The sequence below is a fragment of the Streptomyces sp. NPDC059455 genome (assembly GCF_042750115.1).
Lineage (GTDB): Bacteria > Actinomycetota > Actinomycetes > Streptomycetales > Streptomycetaceae > Streptomyces > Streptomyces endocoffeicus.
Genome location: NZ_JBHYVB010000089.1, coordinates 1 through 16,550 on the forward strand (window position 1 = coordinate 1; position 16,550 = coordinate 16,550).

Here is a 16,550-nt window from a genome sequence, read left to right on the forward strand (position 1 = left end):
TCGCCGAGCCGCGCCGGCTCGACGCGGAGGAGCGGGCCCTGCTCACCGCGCTCAGCGGACTGATGGGGCAGGCCATCGAGCGCGCCCGGCTGTACGACGTGGAGCACACCCGGGCCAAGGAGCTCCAGCGGGGGCTGCTGCCACGTGCTCTGCCGTCGCTGGCCTCGGTCAGCACCGCCGCACGCTATCTGCCCGCCAGCGAGGGCATCGACGTGGGCGGCGACTGGTACGACGTGATCCCGCTGTCCGGGGCCCGGGTGGCCCTGGTCATCGGCGATGTGATGGGTCACGGGCTGTCCGAGGCGGCCACCATGGGCCGGCTGCGCACCGCCGTGAACACCCTGGCCGAACTGGAGTTCTCGCCCGCCGAGTTGCTCACCCGGCTCAATGACGTGGTGAGCGAGCTGGGGGACAACCTCTACGCGACCTGCCTGTACGCCGTGTACGACCCGGTCGCCGCCACCTGCGTCTTCTCCAGCGCCGGACATCCGCCGCCGGCCGTCGTACGCCCCGGCCATCCGGTCCGCTTCGCCGGCGGCGCCCCCGATCCACCGCTGGGCGCGGCCCAGCCGCCGTTCGAGACCACCGAGATGAGTCTGGAGGAGGGCAGTCTGCTGGCGCTGTACACCGACGGTCTGGTGGAATCCGCCGCCCGGGACATCGACCGCGGGATGCGGCAGCTGGCGAGCGCGCTGTCCAGCGCGGCCCGCGCGCCCGGCCCGGGGGACGCCCGGCGCGACGGAGAGCGGGGCTACGGAGACCGGGGCGAGAACGCGTCGCTGGAGCGGCTGTGCGACGAGGTGCTGGCCGAGCTGCTGCCGGAGAAGCAGCTCACCGCCGATGACGCGGCACTGCTCATCGCCCGCACCCATGCGCTCGCCCCCGACCACATCGCCGCATGGCCGCTGTCCGAGGGGCCGATCGCCGCGGGCGAGGCGCGCGTTCACGTCCGGGACCAGCTGATCCGCTGGGAGCTGGCTCCGCTCACCCCCACCGCGGAGCTGCTGGTCAGCGAGTTGGTCGCGAACGCGATCCGGCACGGCAGGGGACCGGTCGAGCTGCGGCTGCTGCGCGGCGAGGGGCTGATCTGCGAGGTGACCGACGGCTCCTTGACCACCCCCCGGATCCGCCATGCCTCGGAGACCGACGAGGGCGGGCGCGGGCTCCAGCTGGTCTCGGCCCTCTCCCACCGCTGGGGCACCCGCTACACGTCCACCGGCAAGTGCATCTGGACCGAACAGCCACTCCCCTGACACCGCGCGGAACGCAGACACCTAACGGTAGGCAGCGGCGTCCGTCGCACTTCAGCCGGCCCAGACCCCGCCCCGCGCGGCCGGCCGCGCGAAGTCCGCGAAGTCCCCGGGATCGCGCCCCAGAACGCGCCGGACGTCGTCCGTCAGATGCGCGTTGCGCCCGTCCAGCAAGGTGGCGAACAGCTCGGTCAGAAACGCCCCCAGCTCCGCCGGCAGCCCGTGGTCGCGCACCAGCGCGGCCCCGTAACTCTCGGCGGAGACCGGCACATAGCGCACCGCGCGGCCCGTCGCCCCGGCGATCTCCGCTGCCGCCTCGGCGAAGGTCAGCAGCCTCGGCCCGGTGATCTCGTACGTCCGGTCTGCGGCTCCGTCCCCGGTCAGCGCCGCGACCGCGACCTCGGCGATGTCGTCGGCGTCCACGAAGGGCTCCTTGACGTCCCCGGCCGGGAAGACGATCTCGCCGTCGAGCACCCCGTCGCGCAGAATGCCCTCGTCGAAGTTCTGGAAGAACCAGCTCGCCCGCAGCACGGTGGCCGCCACGCCCGGCACCCGCACCGCCTCCTCGGCGGGCAGCGCCGCCTCCACACCCCGGGCGGAGAGCAGCACCAGCCGCCGGGTGCCGCGCTCGGCCGCCCGTTCGGCGAAGGCGCGGAGGGTGGCGGCGGCTCCCGGGTCGCAGACGTCCGGGTAGTAGGCGATGTACGCGGCGGCGGCACCGTCCAGCGCGGGCTCCCAGGTGCGCGGGTCCTCCCAGTCGAACGGCGTCTCGCCGGACCGGGAGCCGATCCGCACCGGGTGCCCGGCCCGGCTCAGCCGGTCCGCGACCCGGCGGCCGGTCTTGCCGGTACCGCCGAGCACCAGGGCGGTCGTGCGCTCCGTGGCCTGTGTGTCCGTGCGCTGTGTCGTCATACGGCCAGTCAACTCGCGAGTGGTGAGACGGGCCATGGCCGAGAGGCTCCACCGCATGCGCGAGCGTCTACGCTGTGCGCCATGGACGCGCTGGCGAGTCTGCTGGACGGCCCGCGGGCCCGGGGGGCCTTTCTGCTGCGGGTCGTGATGGAGCCGCCCTGGGCGGTGCGGATCGAGGACCGGGCCCCGCTGTGCGTGATGACCATGGCGCGCGGCGAGGCGTGGGTGGTGCCGGACGCGGGCGAGGCGGTGCGGCTGCGCCCGGGGGACGTGGCGATCGCGCGCGGCCCGGATCCGTACACGGTGGCCGGCGACCCCACGACCACCCCGCAGGCGTGGATCCTCCCCGGTGAGGTGTGCCGCACGGCGGACGGCGCCGATCTGGCCGAGGCGATGGCGCTGGGGGTGCGCACCTGGGGCAACAGCCCGGACGGTTCGGCCACGATGCTCATCGGCAGCTATCTGCTGGACGGGGAGATCAGCGGGCGGCTGCTGGACGCGCTGCCCCCGCTGCTGGCGCTGGACGGCGAGGTGTGGGACTGCCCCCTGATGCCCTGGCTCGGCGAGGAGATCGTCAAGGACGAACCCGGGCAGGAGGCGGTCCTGGACCGGCTGCTGGATCTGCTGCTGATCTCGGTGCTGCGGGCCTGGTTCTCCCGGCCGGAGGCCCGCGCGCCCGGCTGGTACCGGGCGCTGGGCGACCCGGTGGTGGGCCGTGCCCTGCGGCTGCTCCAGAACAACCCGGCCCATCCGTGGACCGTGGCCGGGCTCGCCGCCGAGACGGGTGTCTCGCGGGCGGCGCTGGCCCGGCGCTTCACCACGCTGGTGGGCGAGCCGCCCATGGCGTATCTGACCGGCTGGCGGCTGGCGCTCGCGGCGGATCTGCTCCGGGATCCGGAGCACACCCTGGCGGCGGTGGCCCGGCGGGTCGGCTACGGCAGCGCGTTCGCCCTCAGCGCCGCGTTCAAGCGCGAGCGCGGCCAGAGCCCCCAGGCACACCGCGCGTCGACGTTAAGCATGTCTAACGCTTCGGGCAATAAAAGCTAACTCGATTTTTGCTTTGGGCGCGGGGGCGCCGGAGGCATGTTCCCCCGCGTCGCCTCTCCCCGCTTCCTCGCCCTGGCCGGCACCGTCGTGCTGATGCTGGTGGCACCGTTCACCAAGGTCCGTCCGCCGCGCCGCCGTGATCTGCCGATGGTCGCGCTGTGCGGGGCCACGGGCATGACCGCGCTGCCGGACACCGCCGCGCCGCACAGCCTCCACCCCCTGGTCCGGCCCGTCTCCCGGACCCTCTTCACCGTCAGCCGCGCGGGCACCGGCAACCGCCCCGATCTGCGGCATGTGCTGGACCTGCTGCGCGACCTGGTCCCGGTCCCCGACGGCGACGGCGAGTCCGCGCCACGCGGCTGACTCCCGTCGCCGGAGCCGTCTCAGCCCGCGGGCGCGCCGCGCCGCGGCATGCGGCTGACCGGCGGCACCCGCAGACAGCCGTCCGGGCCGCAGGTGGTGGTGCGGTCGTAGAGGTCCATCAGGCGGCGGGCGCCGCGGGCGATGTCGTAGCGGTCGACGGCGTCCGGGACCGGGAAGCGCAGCGGGCCCTGGGCGGCCTGCGCGCACAGGGCGGCGGCGAGGGCGGCCGGGCCGGGGGCGATGCGGCGGGCGCCGGGCGCCGCGCCGTCGGGGAGTTCGTCGAGGGCGGGGCAGACGGTGTGCAGCACCGGCAGCCCGGCCGCGAGCCCCTCCAGCGCCGCGAGGCCGAACGCCTCTTCGGCGGACGGCGAGACCAGGACGTCCATGGCGGCCAGCAGCGCGGGCAGCCCCGCGGGCCGGTCGTCGGCCGGGGCCACCGCGCCGTCCCGCTCCCCCAGCAGCCGCACCCGGTCGGCCACGCCGAGCCGGGCGGCCAGGTCCTCCAGGGCGGGGCGCTCGGGGCCCTCACCGACCAGCAGCAGCCGGGCGTCCGGCACCTCGGCGACGGCCCGCACCGCCGTGTCGAACCGCTTGTCCGCCACCAGGCGCCCCACCCCGCCGACCACGAAGGCCCGGTCGGGGATGCCGAGACGGGCGCGGGCGGCCGCGCGGGCGGTCGGCTCGAAGCGGAAGTGGTGGGCGTCGATCCCGTTGGGCACCAGATGGATCCGGCGGTTGGGCACGCCCCAGTCGCGCAGCCGGTCGGCCACGGCGGCCGAGACGGCGACGGTCGCCGAGCCCAGCCGCTCGGCGGCGAGATAGCGGGCGCGGAGGGCGGCGTTGAGCGGACGGCCGTCGATCCGCCGCTCGCCCAGGCCGTGTTCGGTGGCGATGACCGCCCGCACCCCGGCCAGCCGGGCGGCGATCCGGCCGAGCACACACGCCCGGTACAGATGGGTGTGCACCAGGTCGTAGCCGCCGGACCGGATGATCCGCACCAGCCTGGGCACGGTGGTGAGCTGCCGCTCGCGCCCGCCGTCCAGGGGCAGATGGGTGACCGGGATGCCGTCCGCGCGGATGCCGTGCGCGGTGGCGCCGGGGCCCGAGAGGGCGATGACGTCACAGCGCACCGGCACATGGCGCAGCAGCAGCCGCAGTTGCTGTTCGGCTCCTCCGGCCCCGAGGCGGGAGATGATGTGCAGGACTCTCATCGGGCGACTGCGCCCCATCCTCCGTATTCCGATGGGCTTCGATCGGTGCCGACCCTGCCAGACGGCGGGATGTAAATCACGTAAGACGCGCGCCGCTGGGCCGTCGGAGTGGACGTCTTACGGACCGTCAACAATGGCGCGCCGAATATCCGATGTGCACGCTCATGCCCCATGGGATTGTTACCTTCTCATCTCGCGCGATGACCTGAAGAATATGGCCCGTATGGGTCATCGTGGCGCGACATTCGGTTCGAGCCAGCCCCGCGGGAGTGCCCAGATGTCTGCACCGACCCCCGTCAGAGATTCCCCCCGGAAAACCACCGCACGCGCCGTAGCCGGGCCGCCGCCCGCGCGTACCGCGTCGGATTCCCGCGTCCCGCACCACCGTCCCGCCCCGGTGTACGAGTACAAGCGGTACAGCGAACTGGCGGGCCCGCTGACCAAGGCCCCCACGGACCGCCCCTACCGGGTGCGCTGCCGGAGCCTGCTGGCGCAGGAGCCGCACCGGATCCGGGCCGCGCTGCTGCTGTGCGCGGCGCCGGTGTGCTCGGCGGTGCTGCTGCTGTGGCTGCTCCACCCCGACCACTGGGTGGAGCGCGACTACGCGCCGGGGTGGCAGCGGGCGGCGGATCTGGCGATGCTGGTCTCGATCGCGCTGATCGAGGGGTTTCGCCTGTTCACGGTCGTCTCCAACGCCCATGCCACGCTGGTGGCGCGGGATCCGGTGCCGGTGGTGGCCGAGCCGGGGACCCGGGTGGCGTTCTTGACCAGCTTCGTGCCCGGCAAGGAGCCGATCGCGATGGTCCGGGCCACGCTGGAGGGGGCGGTGCGGATCCGGCACACCGGGCCGCTGGACGTCTGGCTGCTCGACGAGGGGGACGACGACGAGGTCAAGGCGCTGTGCAATCGGCTGGGCGTACGGCACTTCTCGCGCAAGGGCATCGAGAAGTGGAATCAGCCGAAGGGCACTTTCCGGGCGCGGACCAAGCACGGGAATTACAACGCCTGGCTGGACGCGCACGGCGACGGTTATGAATTTATGGCGTGTGTGGACACCGACCATGTGCCGCTGCCCAACTTCCTGGAGCGCATGCTGGGTTACTTCCGGGATCCGGATATCGCCTTCGTGGTCGGCCCGCAGGTCTACGGGAATTACGACACCCCGGTCACCAAGGCCGCCGAAAGCCAGCAGTTCCTTTTCCATGCGCTGATCCAGCGGGCCGGAAACGCCTATGGCGGCCCGATGTTCGTGGGCACCAACAACGCGGTGCGGATCAGCGCGCTGCGCTCGATCGGCGGGCTGTACGACTCGATCACCGAGGACATGGCCACCGGTTTCGAGCTGCACCGCCACCGCAACCCGGCGACCCGGAAGAAGTGGCGCTCGGTCTACACCCCCGATGTGCTCGCGGTCGGCGAGGGCCCGAGCACCTGGACGGACTTCTTCACCCAGCAGATGCGGTGGAGCCGCGGCACCTACGAGACCGTGCTCAAGCAGTTCTGGAAGGGCCCGTTCACCCTGTCACCGGGCAAGCTGCTGAACTACTCGCTGATGATCGCGTACTACCCGATGACCGCGCTCAACTGGCTCCTCTCCGCGCTGTCGTGCGCGCTGTTCCTGGTGCTGGGCGCCGCCGGGATCCACATCCCGGCCGAGATGTGGATGATGCTCTACAGCGACGCGGCGATGCTCCAGATCGGGCTGTACGTCTGGAACCGGCGGCACAACGTCTCCCCGCACGAGCCGGAGGGCTCCGGCGGGCTGGCCGGGATGCTCCTCTCGGCGCTGTCCGCGCCCATCTACGCCAAGTCGCTGTGCGACGCGGTGCTGCGGCGCACCAGCCGGTTCGTGGTCACGCCCAAGGGCGACTCGTCCAGCCCCGACCGGTTCTCCACGTTCCGTATCCATCTGCTGTGGGCGGGGGTGTTCGGCTCCTCGCTGGTCGGCTCGTTCTTCCTGGGTCACACCCATGCGGTGATGCGGATCTGGGCGGTGCTCGCCCTGATCCTGTGTCTGACTCCGGTGGCGATCTGGTCGGTGGGGCTGCTGCGCCGCGACCGGAAGCGTCCGGCGCGTGGCACGGTGCCGACGGCGCGCGACGCGGCCAGCCCCTGCGCGACACCGAAGGACAGGCGCCCCGAAGGAGCGCGGGGCCGTGTCGATATGCGGCTCCGCCGCGTGGGCGCGACCGGCCACAACGGCGCCGCAGTCGATTGACGGCAGGTCGGTGCACTTCCAGCGGAGCGCTCAGTGGCGGTGGGGGGCGTTACGGGCCAGGTCGAGGGCGTACTTGGTCCACCAGTGGCCCGCCGGGGGGCCGCCGTTGCAGGTGCCGTCGGACTCGCCGGGCCGTTTGATCCACAGATAGGCGTCCACGAGGGGGTCCCCGGTGTGGGTGCTGGGCGGCTCGCCGAGCGCCCGTCCCGGCGGATTGCACCAGGAGTCCCGCGCCCGGATGCCGTGCCGGGCCGCGCCGCGGGTCCGCAGCGGGCCGTTGCCGTTGCGGCTGGTGTCGATGATGAAGTGGGCCTTGTCGAGGGCGGTGGAGAGCCGATGGCCGTACGCCTTGGTGCGGCGGGTCGGCTGGAAGTTGGAGACGTTCAGCGCGAAGCCGTCCGCCTGCTCGATCCCGGCGTCGCGCAGCGGCCGCACCAGCCGGGCGGGATTCTTGATCCAGTTCGGGTTCCCCGCGTCCAGGTACACCTGGACGTGGGGCAGCGCGGCGAACAGGGCGACCGCGTCGCGGAGCATCTCCAGCCTGGCCTTGCGCAACTTGCGCGGCACACAGCCGTCGACCAGTTGGGCCACCGCGTCGGGCTCCAGGACGACGATCGCCCTGCGATCGCCGATGCCGAGCGTGAACTGCTCGATCCACCACCGGTAGGCCTCGCGGTTCCGCGCGCCGCCCGCCGAGTACCGCCCACAGTCGCGGTACGGGATGTGATAGGCCACCAGGACCGGGGTGGACCCGGTCCGCGCCGCGGATTCGGTGATGGAGCGGGCCCGCTCCCGGGGCGGTGCGGGGCCGAACCATTCCGCGACCGGCTGCTGGGCGATCTGCCGGATGAGCGCGGCGTCGCCGTTCTTTCCCTCGTGTTCCCTCTCATGAGCCTGCCGGGCGGCGGGGCTGTCCGGGTTCACCCAGAGCCCGCCGCGCCGCAGCGAGGACTCGAACATGCGGCATCCACTCATCGGAAGCATCACCGCGAGGCATACGGCGGCATGCAGCCAAAGCCGCATAACGCTTGTTCTTGGACCTTTCTCTCGCATGCGACGATCATGGCACCGGGTGTCACGGGTTCAGCGCTCTCGGCGCTCCCGCGCGTCCTCGTCCGTAGGCCACAGGGGGTGCTCCCGGGCCGCCCACGCCCGCTCGACCCGGCCCGTGCGCATCCCGCGCCGGGCCTCCGGATCGGCGAGCGCCTTGCCGATATGGCCGAGCAGGACGATGCCGATGGCCAGCGCCAGCCAGTCGTGGACGAAGGTGGCGCTGGTGCGCCACACCAGCGGGGCCAGACCGGTGAACCACATCAGCAGCCCGGTGCCCGCCATCACCAGCACCGCGCCCGCGATGTATCCCGCGTACAGCTTCTGCCCGGCGTTGAACTTCCCCGCCGGGCGCTCCTGGCGCCGGTGGTCGCGGCGCAGCGCAGCGCGCAGCCAGCGGCGGTCGTGCGGGCCGAACCGGTTGAGGCGGGTGAGATCGGCGCGGAAGGCGCGGGAGACGAGCCCGAGCAGGGCCGGGAGGGGCGTCAGGATGCCGGTCCACTCATGGACGGTGACGACGAGCTCACGCCGGCCGACGAGTTCGGCGAGCGCGGGCAGATAGAGGCAGGCCGCGCTGACCACACACGCGCCCAGCAGGAGGGCCGTGGTGCGGTGGATCCAGCGCTCGGCGGGGCTGAACCGGAGCACCCGGGAGCCGCCGTCCCGGTCGTCGGCCCGCCGCACCGGCGCCATCGCCTCCTCAGGCGGTGGGGTCATCGTCGCGTCCGTTCGACCTGCCGACCCAGGCGTCGACGTCATAGCCCCGTTCCTCCCAATAGCCGGGCCGCACCTCGTCGGTGACGGTGATACCGGAGAGCCATTTCGCCGACTTGTAGAAGTACATCGGCGCCACATACAGCCGCACCGGCCCGCCGTGGGAGTGGCCCAGCGGCTTGTCCCGCAGCTTCAGCGTGACCAGCACGTCCGGCCGCCGCGCCTGATCGAGGGTCAGGCTCTCGCTGTACGCGCCGTCGAAGCAGGTGAAGCGGACCGCCTTGGCCCCTCGGCGCACTCCGGCGGCGTCGAGCAGCGCCGACAGCCGCACCCCCTCGAACGGGGTCTCGGGCACCCGCCAGCCGGTGACGCACTGGACGTCGCGCACCAGGCGGGTCTGCGGCAGCGCGCGCAGATCGGCGAGGCGGTACGCGCCGGGCTTGTCGACGAGTCCGTCGACGGTGAGGCGGTAGCTGTCGGCGTCCTTGTGGGGCACGGAGGAGGTGACGGAGTAGTAGCGGAAGCCGCCGCCGTTGGGGAGGAGTCCGGTCACCCCCGTCGGGTCCTTGTCGGCCACCGCGCCCAGGGCGGTCTCCAGCCTGCCCTGGAGCCACGGGGCCGCGGCCATCGCGCCCGCGCCGAGGCCCAGCATGCCGAGGACGAGGCGCCGGCCGACGGGCGTGCCGTCGCCATCGGATCCGGCACCGGTATTGGGGTCCATGGATTGATGAGAGCACCGGGCGGGGGTGGCGCGCCATCTCCTGCCGGGATTCGTCAGACTTCGGTAAGACTCGGGACCGGCGGCGTACGAGGGGGTAACGCCACTAGGGCCCTTCTGACGGATCTCCGTGGAGGAAGGAGCGGCGTCCGGTGCGTGCTCTCGGCGTGCCGCGCGGAGGCCCTCGTAGCGGAGCTACTTGGGTTTTCGTGCGGTGCGGCGAGAGGGCGTGCCGGGCGCCGCGACGCCGCGGAGATCCGTCAGAAGGGCCCTAGCGGCTACCCCACCGCCTCGGCCGCCGCCCGGCCCGCCGTGCGGCCCGAGAAGAGGCAGCCGCCCAGGAAGGTGCCCTCCAGGGAGCGGTAGCCGTGCACTCCGCCGCCGCCGAAGCCCGCCGCCTCCCCGGCCGCGTAGACGCCGGGCAGCGGTTCGCCGCCCTCGGTCAGGACGCGGGAGGAGAGGTCCGTCTCCAGGCCGCCGAGCGTCTTACGGGTCAGGATGTGCAGCCGCACGGCGATCAGCGGGCCCGCCTTGGGGTCGAGGACGCGGTGCGGGGCGGCGGTGCGGATGAGCCGGTCCGCGATGTACTTGCGGGTCCCGCGCAACGCGGTGACCTGGAGGTCCTTGGTGTAGGGGTTGGCGATCTCGCGGTCCCGGGCGACGATCTCCCGGCGCAGTTCGGCCTCGTCGATGAGCGGCTCCTCGGTGAGCTCGTTCATCCGCCGGACCAGCGCCGGCAGCGACCGCTCGACGATGAAGTCCGCGCCGTGGTCCATGAACGCCTGGACCGGGCCCGGGGCCCCGGCCCGCCCGCGGCCGATCACCCCGCGGACGCTCTTGCCGGTGAGGTCCGGGTTCTGCTCGGAGCCGGAGAGCGCGAACTCCTTCTCGATGATCTTCTGGGTGAGCACGAACCAGGTGTAGTCATGGCCGGTCCGCATGATGTGCTCGAGCGTGCCGAGGGTATCGAAGCCGGGGAACAGCGGCACCGGCAACCGCTTGCCGCGCGCGTCGAACCACAGGGAGGACGGGCCGGGCAGGATGCGGATGCCGTGCCGGGGCCAGATGGGGTTCCAGTTCTGGATGCCCTCGGTGTAGTGCCACATCCGGTCGCGGTTGATGATCCGTCCGCCGGCCCCCTCGGCGATGCCGAGCATTCGGCCGTCCACATGGGCCGGGACCCCGGAGATCATCCGCTCGGGCGGGGAGCCGAGCCGCTCGGGCCAGTTGGCGCGGACGAGGTCGTGGTTGCCGCCGATGCCGCCGGAGGTGATGATCACGGCCTGGGCGCGCAGTTCGAAGGCGCCGGTGACCTCGCGGCCGCTGGGCGAGCCGCGCTCGGCCTGGCTGGGCTCGAGGATGTCGCCGGTGACGGTGTCGACCGTGCCCGCGCTGCGGGCCAGCCCCGTGACCCGGTGCCGGAAGCGCAGCTCGACCAGGCCGCGGGCTACGGCCGCCCGCACCCGCCGCTCGAAGGGGGCCACGATACCGGGGCCGGTGCCCCAGGTGATGTGGAAGCGGGGGACGGAGTTGCCGTGCCCGGTGGCGTCGTAGCCGCCGCGCTCGGCCCAGCCGACGAGCGGGAACAGCCGCAGCCCCTGGGCGTGCAGCCAGGACCGCTTCTCGCCCGCCGCGAAGTCCACGTACGCCTCGGCCCAGCGGCGCGGCCAGTGGTCCTCCTCGCGGTCGAACCCGGCCGTGCCCAGCCAGTCCTGCCAGGCGAGTTCGTGGCTGTCGCGGATGCGCAGACGGCGCTGCTCGGGTGAGTCGACAAGGAAGAGACCGCCGAAGGACCAGTGGGCCTGGCCGCCGAGCGACTGTTCGGGCTCCTGGTCGAGCAGGATCACCTTACGGCCGGCGTCGGCCAGTTCGGCGGTGGCCGCGAGGCCCGCGAGCCCCGCGCCGACCACGATCACATCCGCGTCATACGCCATGCTGTGATGTCCCGTTCTCTTGAACCCTCCCCCAGTCAAAGCAGGGGAATTCCTGGCTCAGGAAGCCCCGCAGGTCAGCGACCTGAAAGGTCTTACTCCCTCAGCGCCAGCCGGGACGGAACCTGCCCGGTTGCCCGAAAGCATTGGGGTGCGCTGGCTTGGCTCTCGCTCAGCACGTTGTGCGCACTTGGTTCTCGCAACGCACAGCAGGCAGCTTACCCGATCGTGTGGGCGGTCTTTCGCCCCAGAGGCGAAACCCCGTTCCTTGAGCCAGCGGATGCCCGTCCGGTGGCGCCGTGACCGCGATCCTGCCTACCGGCCAGTACGGCGTCAACCCGGGGTGTGGGAGCGGTTTCCGGCCGCCGCCGTCCCCGTGCCGGACGGCCAACTCCCTCCGCGCAACCTGGGCGTGGAACAAAAGGTCATATTCGTTCACCGACATTGGACAGGGTTCGGCCAAACCGGCATCATCATCGACCATGGCTGACCGCTCCGTTGAGCACTCAGGGCCGAGGCCCGATGTCGAACGTCGTGTGGTGAACCCGACGCTCATCACGCCCGGCCCACAGCCCCTCGAAGCCGGGCCGCCCGTGGACGAGGCACAGGTGCTCCGCGGCGAGGTGGTCGGGCCCCGGCACGCCCGCCGCCGCCCGGCGGACAACCGGCGCAAGGCGGCCGCCGGGGCGATTCTGCTGTCGGCCACCGGCGCGGCCACCGCGCTCTTCATGTTCATGGGCAAGGACGCCCGCCAGGCGACGGCCGCCTCCGGCCACGACAGCTCGACGGCCGCGCCGGACGAGCCCGAGAGCCACGCCGTCCCGTACGCCGAGGCGGCGGCGGGCGAGACCCCGCTGCGCGGCGCCCGCGCCGAGAAGCCCGAGCCGCAGCCGCCGGCCACCGCCCAGCCGACGGCCCAGGCCCCGGCGGGCGACTCCGCGCCGGACAAGCCCGCGGCCTCGTCGTCCGGCAAGGGCCGCTCCACCCCGTCCTGGCCGGGCTGGTCGTCCCGGGGACCGGGGCAGTACGACGACTGGCAGGACGCGGCCGAGGCGTTCGACAGCTGGGCCGAGCAGCAGGGCAAGCGGCGCGGCCAGGACGGCGGCTCCGGGCCGTACGGGCCGGGGCAGGGCCAGGGCCAGGGCGGCGGTTACGGAGGCGGCTACGGCGACGGGAACGGGAACGGCGGCGGAAACGGCCACGGCGGAGGCTATGGCGGAGGCAACGGCTACGGCGGGGGCTATGGGGGCGGCTACGGCGGTGGCCACTGGCGCTGACCGCGCCCCCGATCTGCTTGTATGGCGGTATGCCTGATCAGGAACCGCTTTCCGCCGACGAACTGCTGGACATCGTGGACGAGCGGGATCGCGTGATGGGCCAGGCCCGACGCGGTGACGCCATGGCCCACCGGCTCCGCCACCGCTGCGTCTTCATCCAGGCGCGGGACGCCCAGGGCCGGATCTTCGTCCATCGCCGCACCGCCGAGAAGCTGGTCTTCCCCTCGCTGTACGACATGTTCGTCGGCGGGGTCGTCGGCGCGGGCGAGGGCTACGACGAGGCGGCGCTGCGCGAGGCGGAGGAGGAGCTGGGGGTGCGGGGGCTGCCCGCGCCCGTACCGCTGTTCTCGTTCCTCTACGAGACGCCCGAGCACACCTGGTGGAGCCGGGTCTACGAGGTGCGCTGCGAGCCGCCGGTCGATCCGCAGGCCGAGGAGGTCGCCTGGCACGCGTTCCTCACCGAGGAGGAGCTGACGCGGCGGCTGCCCGAGTGGGAGTGGGTGCCGGACGGGTGGGAGGCCTACCGGCGGCTGGTGGAGTGGCGCCGTGAGAAGGTCGAAAGGTGACGGAATCTTCCGGGCCCTCGGAGCCTTCCCGCCACACCGGACCGCGTGGCGGTGGCCGTTTCTCAGCGGTCTCGGACATCCGGCTGTGGTTCGCGCCCGAGCGGCTGCGGGAGGAGGGGAACACCCCCGACTACCGCTTCTCGCTCGCCAACGAACGGACCTTCTTGGCGTGGCTGCGTACCGCGATGGCGCTGGTGGGCGGCGGGTTCGCGGTCGACCAGTTCCTCCCGGAGACCGGCCGCCCGCAGCGGCTCGCGCTGGCCCTCATACTGCTGGCGGCCGGCGCGCTGTGCGCCCTGCGGGCCATCAGCCACTGGGTCCGCTGCGAGCGGGCCATGCGGCGCGGCGAGGACCTGCCGGCCTCCCGCTTCCCGATCGTGCTGGGGCTCGCGGTCGGGGTGGTCGCACTGCTGATGGTGATCGTGGCCGCCTTCGGGTGGAGCGGGTGAGCCGGGAGGTGTGAGGCAATGCCGGAGGGGAATGGGACGGACGGATCCCGAACGCGGGACCGGGACCCCGGCCTCCAGCCGGAGCGGACGCGGCTGGCCTGGCGGCGTACGACGCTGGCGTGCGCGGTGGCCGCCTCGCTCGCGGGCCGGCAGACGCTGCACAGCGGTATCGACCCGGTCTCGCTCGTGGTCCTGGCCCTGGTGGTGCTGGCCTGGCTGGCCTTCCTGGCCCTGGCCCACCAGCGCATCCGGGCCATGCACGCGCCCCGGCCGCCCGCCCTGTCCCCGCGGGCGGCCGCGGCCGCGGCCGCCTGCACGGTCGCGCTGGCGGTGCTGGGGGCGGCGACGCTGCGGTAGGGGGACCGGGGGCGATTCCCCACCCCGCCCCTTCCCGATACAAGGGGCTCCGCCCCTTGACCCCACCGGGGCTCCGCCCCGAACCCCAACCGCGCGCCGCCGCGCACGCTGCCGCCGCGCCGACCCGCACCCCCGTGGGCGAAGCCGTGCACCCGTCGGCGTCCGACCAGCGCCTGGGGCAGAGCCCCGGCCGAACCCAAGAGGCAGAGCCCCGGCCGAACCCAAGAGGCAGAGCCCCGGCCGAACCCAAGAGGCAGAGCCCCGGCCGAACCCAAGAGGCAGAGCCCCTTGGCGGGGTGGGGGCTCAGCACGCCGCAGGCGGCCCCGCCCGCACCCGAGCACCCGAGCACCCGAGCACCCAAGATCCGGACCAGGGTCCTGGGGCCCAGCCCCGGCCGGGTCCAAGGGGCGGAGCCCCTTGATTCGGGAAGGGGCGGGGTGGGGGCTCAGCACGCCGCGGGCGGTCCCGGTCAGTCCACCGTGATGGCGATCTTGCCCCTGACGTGGCCCTCCATGCTCAGACGCTGTGCGTCCGCCGTCTTCTGGAGGGGGAAGACCGCGGAGACCTCGACGCCGAGGGCACCGCGTTCGGCGAGGTCGGTGAGGTCCTGGAGGTCGTCGGGGTCGGGGCGGACGAAGACGTAGCGGCCGCCCAGGCCGAGGACGGCGGGGTCGGCGATGGAGGCCAGGCGGCCCTCGGGGGCGAGGAGTTCGGAGGAGACGGCGAGCGCGTCGCCGCCGACGAGGTCGAGCACGGCGTCCACGCCGTTCGGGGCGAGGGCGCGGACCCGGTCGGCGAGGCCGTCCCCGTACGCGGTCGGCTCGGCCCCGAGCGCCCGCAGATACTCGTGGTTGCGCTCCCCCGCCGTGCCGATCACCCGCGCCCCCATGTGCCGGGCCAGCTGCACCGCCATCGAGCCGACCCCGCCCGCCCCCGCGTGCACCAGCACCGTGTCGCCCTCGCCGACCCTCAGCGCCCGCACCAGCGACTGGTACGCCGTCAGGCCCGCCAGCGGGATGCCCGCGGCCTGTGTGAAGGAGAGGTTCCGCGGTTTGCGGGCGAGGGTGCGGACGGGCGCGGCCACGTACTCGGCGCAGGTGCCCCGGGAGAGGAAGTCCTCCCGTACGTACCCGATCACCTCGTCACCGGGCTGGAACTCCGTCACCGCCGGGCCCGGCTGCTCCACGACCCCCGCGACGTCCCAGCCGGGGATGACCGGGAAGACCGCGTCCAGGACCGGTTCGAGGTATCCGGCCTGCGCCTTCCAGTCGACGGGGTTCACGGCGGCGGCCTTGACCCTGATCAGCACGGAGTCGGGGCCGACCTTGGGCTCCGGCCGCTCCCCGTACTTCAGAATCTCGGGGCCGCCGTAGCGGCGGTAGCTGATGGCCTTCATGGTGGCGCTCCTCGCGGTCTTCGCGGTTCGTGGCGGGCTCGCGGTTCGTCCGCGGGTTCGCGGCTTCCTTCGCGGGCTCGCGGCTTCCTTCGCGGGCTCGCGGCTTCCTTCGCGGGCTCGCGGCTTCCTTCGCGGGCTCGCGGCTTCCTTCGCGGGCTCGCGGTCTCGTTCGCGGGCTCGCGGTTCTCATTCGCGGGTTCCCCGTCCCGGCGTGTTCTTGCCCGCTCCTCCCCTTCGACGCTCCTGCTCGCCCACCGCCACCGCAAATCCGCACCACATCGCGCCGCCCGCCCCCGCCCGCTACGCCGGGCCCTGCACCGCCAGCGGCGGCAGCGCGGCGCGCGGCTCCACCCCGCCGAACCAGAAGCCCAGCAGGAACGCCACGGTGGACTCCAGCAGGCGGGCCCGCTCCAGGCCGCCGCCGTCCAGCGGTACGCAGCCCATGTCGCGGACCAGGGTCCGTACGGCCTCCAGGGCGCCCTCGTCGTCCCCGCACAGCGGAACCCCCAGCGGGCCGTCGGCGAAGACCGGCGGGGTCATCCGCCACACCGCGTCCGCGCAGTGGCAGAAGCCCTTCACGACCCGCGCCCCGACGGCCCGCGCGGCGATCCGCTCGGCCATGCCCGGTCCGCCGTCCGTGGCGAGGGTGAAGCGGCCGGGGACGATCGCGTTGGTGCAGTCGATCAGGGTCCGGCCGCTGAGCGTCCCCTCGGCCGCGCCCGCCGCGTCCAGGGCCGCCGCCACACCCTCGTACGCCACCGCGAGCAGCGTCACCTCGCCGAATCCGGCGGCCTCGCACGGGCTCCCCGCCCGCGCGCCGTGCCCGATCCGCGCGGCCAGCGCCGCCGCCTTCGGCCGCGAGCGGCCGCCGATGAGCAGCTCGTGGCCCGCCCGCGCCCACTGGGTCCCCAGCGCGTCGGCCATATTGCCCGTGCCCAGCACTCCGATCCGCATCGCGGTCTCCTTGTTCTCGCCCGTCGTTCTCACTTGCCGAGGGCGACGACACTAGGAAGTCCGGGGGGGCACCCGCGGGGGTGGGGGGGGTGGGGGTGGAGGGGGGAGGGGGGGGGGTATGTTTTGGGATGCGGGG

General features: G+C 73.4%; 16 protein-coding genes. 8 read left to right on the forward strand and 8 right to left on the reverse strand.

All coding sequences use genetic code 11. The features are described from left to right. The coding region (locus ACFXB5_RS28300) for a SpoIIE family protein phosphatase (RefSeq protein ID WP_385212720.1) at nucleotides 1-1,253 on the forward strand (1,253 nt) is incomplete at its 5' end. 51 nt (nucleotides 1,254-1,304) lie between these two features. Here ACFXB5_RS28300 and ACFXB5_RS28305 read toward each other — a convergent pair. After that, a complete protein-coding gene (locus ACFXB5_RS28305) occupies nucleotides 1,305-2,162 on the reverse strand; it encodes an NmrA family transcriptional regulator (RefSeq protein WP_385212722.1) in 858 nt (285 codons plus the stop codon). An 81-nt stretch (nucleotides 2,163-2,243) separates the two neighbouring features. On the opposite strand from ACFXB5_RS28305, the gene ACFXB5_RS28310 reads away from it, so the two are divergent. Together ACFXB5_RS28310 and ACFXB5_RS28315 are read left to right on the forward strand one after the other, a co-directional pair. Continuing rightward, a complete protein-coding gene (locus ACFXB5_RS28310) occupies nucleotides 2,244-3,209 on the forward strand; it encodes an AraC family transcriptional regulator (RefSeq protein ID WP_385212724.1) in 966 nt (321 codons plus the stop codon). Between the two features lie 36 nt (nucleotides 3,210-3,245). After that, nucleotides 3,246-3,572 (forward strand): hypothetical protein, encoded by a 327-nt coding sequence (locus ACFXB5_RS28315; protein WP_385212726.1) that lies wholly within the window; start codon nucleotides 3,246-3,248, stop codon nucleotides 3,570-3,572. A 20-nt stretch (nucleotides 3,573-3,592) separates the two neighbouring features. On the opposite strand, the gene ACFXB5_RS28320 is transcribed toward ACFXB5_RS28315, so the two are convergent. Next, entirely contained in the window at nucleotides 3,593-4,783 is a 1,191-nt protein-coding gene (locus ACFXB5_RS28320) for a glycosyltransferase (RefSeq protein ID WP_385212728.1), read from the reverse strand. 277 nt (nucleotides 4,784-5,060) lie between these two features. Between ACFXB5_RS28320 and ACFXB5_RS28325 the strand changes: the two genes are divergently transcribed. Continuing rightward, entirely contained in the window at nucleotides 5,061-7,001 is a 1,941-nt protein-coding gene (locus ACFXB5_RS28325) for a glycosyltransferase family 2 protein (RefSeq protein WP_385212730.1), read from the forward strand. 30 nt (nucleotides 7,002-7,031) lie between these two features. Here the strand turns inward: ACFXB5_RS28325 and ACFXB5_RS28330 are convergent, their stop codons facing one another. The 4 genes from ACFXB5_RS28330 to ACFXB5_RS28345 all read right to left on the reverse strand — a co-directional run bounded on the left by ACFXB5_RS28330 (nucleotide 7,032) and on the right by ACFXB5_RS28345 (nucleotide 11,417). Then, entirely contained in the window at nucleotides 7,032-7,961 is a 930-nt protein-coding gene (locus tag ACFXB5_RS28330) for a glycoside hydrolase family 6 protein (protein ID WP_385212732.1), read from the reverse strand. A gap of 123 nt (nucleotides 7,962-8,084) precedes the next feature. Beyond that, entirely contained in the window at nucleotides 8,085-8,768 is a 684-nt protein-coding gene (locus ACFXB5_RS28335; RefSeq protein ID WP_385212734.1) for a cytochrome b/b6 domain-containing protein, read from the reverse strand. Continuing rightward, complete coding sequence (locus ACFXB5_RS28340; protein WP_256652562.1) at nucleotides 8,752-9,486, reverse strand: molybdopterin-dependent oxidoreductase; 735 nt, start codon at nucleotides 9,484-9,486, stop codon at nucleotides 8,752-8,754. The genes ACFXB5_RS28335 and ACFXB5_RS28340 overlap by 17 nt, the downstream gene beginning before the upstream one ends. A 275-nt stretch (nucleotides 9,487-9,761) precedes the next feature. Continuing rightward, nucleotides 9,762-11,417: an FAD-binding dehydrogenase gene (locus tag ACFXB5_RS28345; protein WP_385212736.1), complete on the reverse strand. Its 1,656-nt coding sequence runs from the start codon at nucleotides 11,415-11,417 to the stop codon at nucleotides 9,762-9,764. A gap of 536 nt (nucleotides 11,418-11,953) precedes the next feature. On the opposite strand from ACFXB5_RS28345, the gene ACFXB5_RS28350 reads away from it, so the two are divergent. From ACFXB5_RS28350 to ACFXB5_RS28365, 4 genes are all read left to right on the forward strand, one after another. Continuing rightward, a complete protein-coding gene (locus ACFXB5_RS28350; RefSeq protein WP_385212738.1) occupies nucleotides 11,954-12,691 on the forward strand; it encodes a hypothetical protein in 738 nt (245 codons plus the stop codon). Nucleotides 12,692-12,720: 29 nt separating this feature from the next. Next, nucleotides 12,721-13,257 (forward strand): NUDIX domain-containing protein, encoded by a 537-nt coding sequence (locus ACFXB5_RS28355; RefSeq protein WP_385212740.1) that lies wholly within the window; start codon nucleotides 12,721-12,723, stop codon nucleotides 13,255-13,257. A gap of 77 nt (nucleotides 13,258-13,334) precedes the next feature. Beyond that, nucleotides 13,335-13,706, forward strand: a complete 372-nt coding sequence (locus ACFXB5_RS28360) for a YidH family protein (protein WP_385212781.1) — start codon at nucleotides 13,335-13,337, stop codon at nucleotides 13,704-13,706. Between the two features lie 18 nt (nucleotides 13,707-13,724). After that, complete coding sequence (locus ACFXB5_RS28365) at nucleotides 13,725-14,063, forward strand: DUF202 domain-containing protein (protein WP_385212742.1); 339 nt, start codon at nucleotides 13,725-13,727, stop codon at nucleotides 14,061-14,063. A 470-nt stretch (nucleotides 14,064-14,533) separates the two neighbouring features. Here ACFXB5_RS28365 and ACFXB5_RS28370 read toward each other — a convergent pair whose 3' ends face one another. Both ACFXB5_RS28370 and ACFXB5_RS28375 read right to left on the reverse strand, forming a co-directional pair. Next, nucleotides 14,534-15,460: an NADP-dependent oxidoreductase gene (locus ACFXB5_RS28370; RefSeq protein WP_385212744.1), complete on the reverse strand. Its 927-nt coding sequence runs from the start codon at nucleotides 15,458-15,460 to the stop codon at nucleotides 14,534-14,536. 300 nt (nucleotides 15,461-15,760) lie between these two features. Next, complete coding sequence (locus ACFXB5_RS28375; protein ID WP_385212783.1) at nucleotides 15,761-16,414, reverse strand: NADPH-dependent F420 reductase; 654 nt, start codon at nucleotides 16,412-16,414, stop codon at nucleotides 15,761-15,763. Nucleotides 16,415-16,550 lie beyond the last annotated feature (136 nt).